This window comes from Candidatus Thiosymbion oneisti, from assembly GCF_900092655.1.
In the GTDB taxonomy this organism is placed as follows: Bacteria; Pseudomonadota; Gammaproteobacteria; order Chromatiales; family Chromatiaceae; genus Thiosymbion; species Thiosymbion oneisti.
Genome location: NZ_FLUY01000745.1, coordinates 1 through 3,498 on the forward strand (window position 1 = coordinate 1; position 3,498 = coordinate 3,498).

The 3,498-nt window shown below is 58.3% G+C and carries 5 protein-coding genes; all 5 read right to left on the reverse strand.

The features are described from left to right. Window positions 1-383: 383 nt before the first annotated feature. Window positions 384-698, reverse strand: a complete 315-nt coding sequence (locus tag BQ17_RS07980; protein ID WP_089725942.1) for a nucleotidyltransferase family protein — start codon at window positions 696-698, stop codon at window positions 384-386. Further along, window positions 695-1,105 (reverse strand): ribonuclease HepT family protein, encoded by a 411-nt coding sequence (locus tag BQ17_RS07985; RefSeq protein WP_141699165.1) that lies wholly within the window; start codon window positions 1,103-1,105, stop codon window positions 695-697. Before BQ17_RS07985 ends, BQ17_RS07980 begins: the two co-directional genes overlap by 4 nt. Window positions 1,106-1,340: 235 nt before the next feature. Next, entirely contained in the window at window positions 1,341-2,681 is a 1,341-nt protein-coding gene (gene phoR / locus BQ17_RS07990) for a phosphate regulon sensor histidine kinase PhoR (RefSeq protein WP_089725946.1), read from the reverse strand. Window positions 2,682-2,759: 78 nt separating this feature from the next. Then, the gene (gene vapC, locus BQ17_RS07995; protein ID WP_089725948.1) at window positions 2,760-3,161 is read right to left on the reverse strand and encodes a type II toxin-antitoxin system tRNA(fMet)-specific endonuclease VapC; all 402 of its coding nucleotides are present in this window, start codon (window positions 3,159-3,161) and stop codon (window positions 2,760-2,762) included. 5 nt (window positions 3,162-3,166) lie between these two features. Next, entirely contained in the window at window positions 3,167-3,397 is a 231-nt protein-coding gene (locus tag BQ17_RS08000; protein ID WP_089725950.1) for an antitoxin, read from the reverse strand. Between the last annotated feature and the right edge of the window lie 101 nt (window positions 3,398-3,498).

The following is a 3,498-nucleotide window of genomic DNA, read 5'->3' on the forward strand; positions in this document are numbered from 1 at the left end:
AACACGGATCACAATCTGTGTTTATCCGTGTCTATCCGTGGTTCTTTTTCTGGCTCCCATGCTCCAGTGGGAACGAGCCCGCGTAGGGCGGATAAGCTTGCGCCATCCGGCGGGTGACGGCGCGCCCACCGCCGCGGCAATCGCGCGGCGCTTGGCGCACGCGCCTGACCCGCCCTACGGACCTCTTTCTGGCTCCCATGCTCCAGTGGGAACGAGTGCAGAACGCAGAGAATTGGCCTGTGTCCTTCTCTGTGTTCTCTGCGTCCTCTGTGGCTCGATTGCCCATAAAAGCTGGGTTGGGATGTTGGGCACGGCGCGATATAGGCCGTCGGCTCGATTGCCGGCCAGTAGTGCGCGCCTTTGCCCAACCTACGGCTTGAACCTTAACCACCACCCTCCGGGGGAGCGGCAATGGGCACCGCCGTCTTCATGATTTCCATGACAAAGGGGTCCGAATGGCGCGCGGAGAAGGGCCTGATTGTCAAATCGATCTTCTGCTCCCCGAGGATGTCCTTGATTTCCACCAGGGCCGTGATCTTGTCGGAAAAGGTCAGCTTGTCACTGAAGACAAGCAGGTCGATGTCCCCACCTCTCAGGGCATCATCCGCGCGGGAGCCATAGAGGTAAATCTCACAGTGGCCATCGAGTTGCGAGAGCACATTGAAAATGGTGCTCCCTTCTTGGGTAGAAAGTCTCACAGCAGCTTTGCAATCTCCAAAATAGTCGGCGCTAACGAAACCAGTTCTTGATAAAGCATATCCACGTCATCCGTTGCATATTCATGAGCCGCCACGTTTCTTAACGCGCGAATGCGCTTCCACGTCTCGGCAGAGCCGATATGGCCGGATTTTTCACCAAGGTTCAGCGTATCGACAAGCGATCCGCGAAAGCCGGGATCGGCCTCCAAACACAGGATGCGCAAATAACGGGACACAAATATATCGGAAGTTCGCGCAAACCGACTGGAGAAGCTTTCCAGGGTCTCCAATTCGTCTTCCGACCATTCGTGGCCATCGAATTTGAAGCGCCTGACTTTTTGGTAGCTGTAGTCGAGGTGTCCAAGAGATTTTTTCAAATCCCGCGCCACCTGCTCCTTCAAGCTCACGGATACCACGGCATCTATCCCATTGAAAATGCAGATTTAACATGTGAAGTTTAAACCACAGAGGACACAGAGAACGCCGAGAATTGACCTGTGCCCTTCTCGGCGTTCTCTGTGTCCTCTGTGGTTCGAAAGGACTTCTGCGACACCCTTCCGGCGGGAGAGATCTTGCCTCGAGCGCAGCGAGAGGGCGCATGAAAAACCACGATCAATCAATCACAAACGACGCCAGTGACGCTTAACTTGATGGCATTGGGACTGGCAGGTCGCGAGGATGGTGCTCCGACCGCTCAAGTCCCGTACTCGCGGGAAAACGGCAGGTAAAGGTGCTCCCCTGTCCCGGCTCGCTCTCGATGGTCAGCCGCGCATCATGGCGATTCAGCACGTGCTTGACGATCGCCAGACCCAGTCCGGTCCCTCCCGAGGTCCGGGAGCGTGCCTTGTCGACCCGGTAGAAACGTTCGGTCAGGCGCGGAACATGCTCCCGTGCAATCCCTTCTCCATTGTCCTTGACGGCAAACAGGGGTCCGTCCTCGTCCTCCCGCCAAGTGATCCAGATCCGGCTCTCCGATGGCGTGTGCTGGATGGCATTGAACACCAGGTTGGAAAGGGCGCTGCGCAGCTCGAGCCGGTTCCCTTGCAGGAGCAGATCCGGGGCAATGTCTACGGTCAGCTCATGTCCGCCCGCGTCTAGCAGCCGGGCCTCATCGAGAATCAGGCGCAGCGTTTCCGGTACGTCTACCGGCTCCGACTGGGTTGCAGCGTCTTCCATCTCCAACCGTGAGAGGGTAAGCAGGTCCTCGACGATGGAGCGCATACGCTCGGCCTGGCTGCTCATCAGCTGCAGTGGCCGCCGGTGATGCTCGGGCGTGCGCGGGGAATCCATCAGGTTCTCCAGAAAGCCGGAGATCACCGTCAGCGGTGTTCGCAACTCGTGGGAGGCATTGGCCACGAAGTCGCGGCGGATCAGATTGAGGTGAAAGACCTTGGTGATATCACGGCTGACCACGAGCCGCTGTCGCTTGCGCTCGCCGAAGGGCGTGATGCGCACCGAGAGCGTGATGGCACGATTGTGTTCCGGTGCCAGCTCGAGGGACCGCAAATACTCGTCGGCGACCAGAAACTCCCCGAGCAAATCGTGGTGGAGGATCTCCGTCAGGTAACTGCCCTCGTCCCGGGGCCAGTGAACATTCATCAGCTCGGCGGCCATCGGATTCGCCCATTCGATACGTCGGTGCCGGTCGAGGATGACCAGGGCGTCCGGCACCGAGATCGCCGCCTCGCGAAAGCGCCGGATGAAACGGACCTGACGCTTGCGGCGTTTGCGCCCGCTCTGCTGGTGCTGGGCAACGGAACGGTAGATCACCCCCCAGAGACCGTGGGGAAAGGGTGGAGCCATCCGATAGCGGCGGCGGATGAGGAGGGTCAGATGACCCAGGTAATAGAGGTTGCGCCCGAGATAGGGCAGGATCGCCAGGAGCACCGCCGGGGCCGGGTCGAGGCCCAGCCAGGGCAGAAGCAAGGCCAGGGCCAGGGAGACCAGGAGCAACAAGACCTCGAACAAAAGGGGTTCGAGCATATGAAGAAATGATAATGGTTAATGGGGTCCTTCCATGGAACAGAAAATACCGCACGCTAAGGATTGCGATGGATGTTGTCAGTGCGTCCAGTTCTCTGTCTTGAGCTCCGCGATTCGACCGAACTCCCGCAGATTGTTGCTGACCAAAGTCAGGTCGGATGTCAAGGCATGCGCGGCGATCCACAGGTCATTGGGACCGATCGGTGTGCCAGCACGTTCGAGCTTAGCTCGGATGTGGGCATAGTAGTGGGGGCTTTCGTTCGGTAGCGTCAACACTGGGACAAGCTTGATGAACCGTTGCAACCGTTCCCTGGCCTGTGCCGGATGCTGACTCTTTTCCGCACCGAGCAAGAGCTCGCCGTAGGTGATCATCGACATCCCAACTTCGCCTGGGTGTAGTCGCTCGAATCGACCGGCAACCTCCGGGGGATGGTGTCTGGCGATGTAGATGCAGATGTTGGTATCAAGGAGATAGTACACAGTCGTCAAAGGGTTTCTCGGACCTCGGGAAATGGGTCCTGCCGCCCTTCCGCGAAGAAATCTTCGGGCATGGATGCCAGCAGATCGAATGCCTCACGTAGGTTTGCCTGTTTCTTGCGTAGGACCACCTCGTCACCACGGCGCAGGATCTCGACCTCATCGACATCGAACTGGAAGTCATCGGGCAGTTGCACGCTCTGTGAAGTGCCGCTGCGATTGATCTTGACTGTCGTCATGGGTTCTTCGCCTCTATCGGGAAGAGGGTAGTGGTTAAATTTAAATGCGACCTAATGCTTTGAACTCCACCGTTTTGCCATCCCTGGCCCTGGATTCCGGC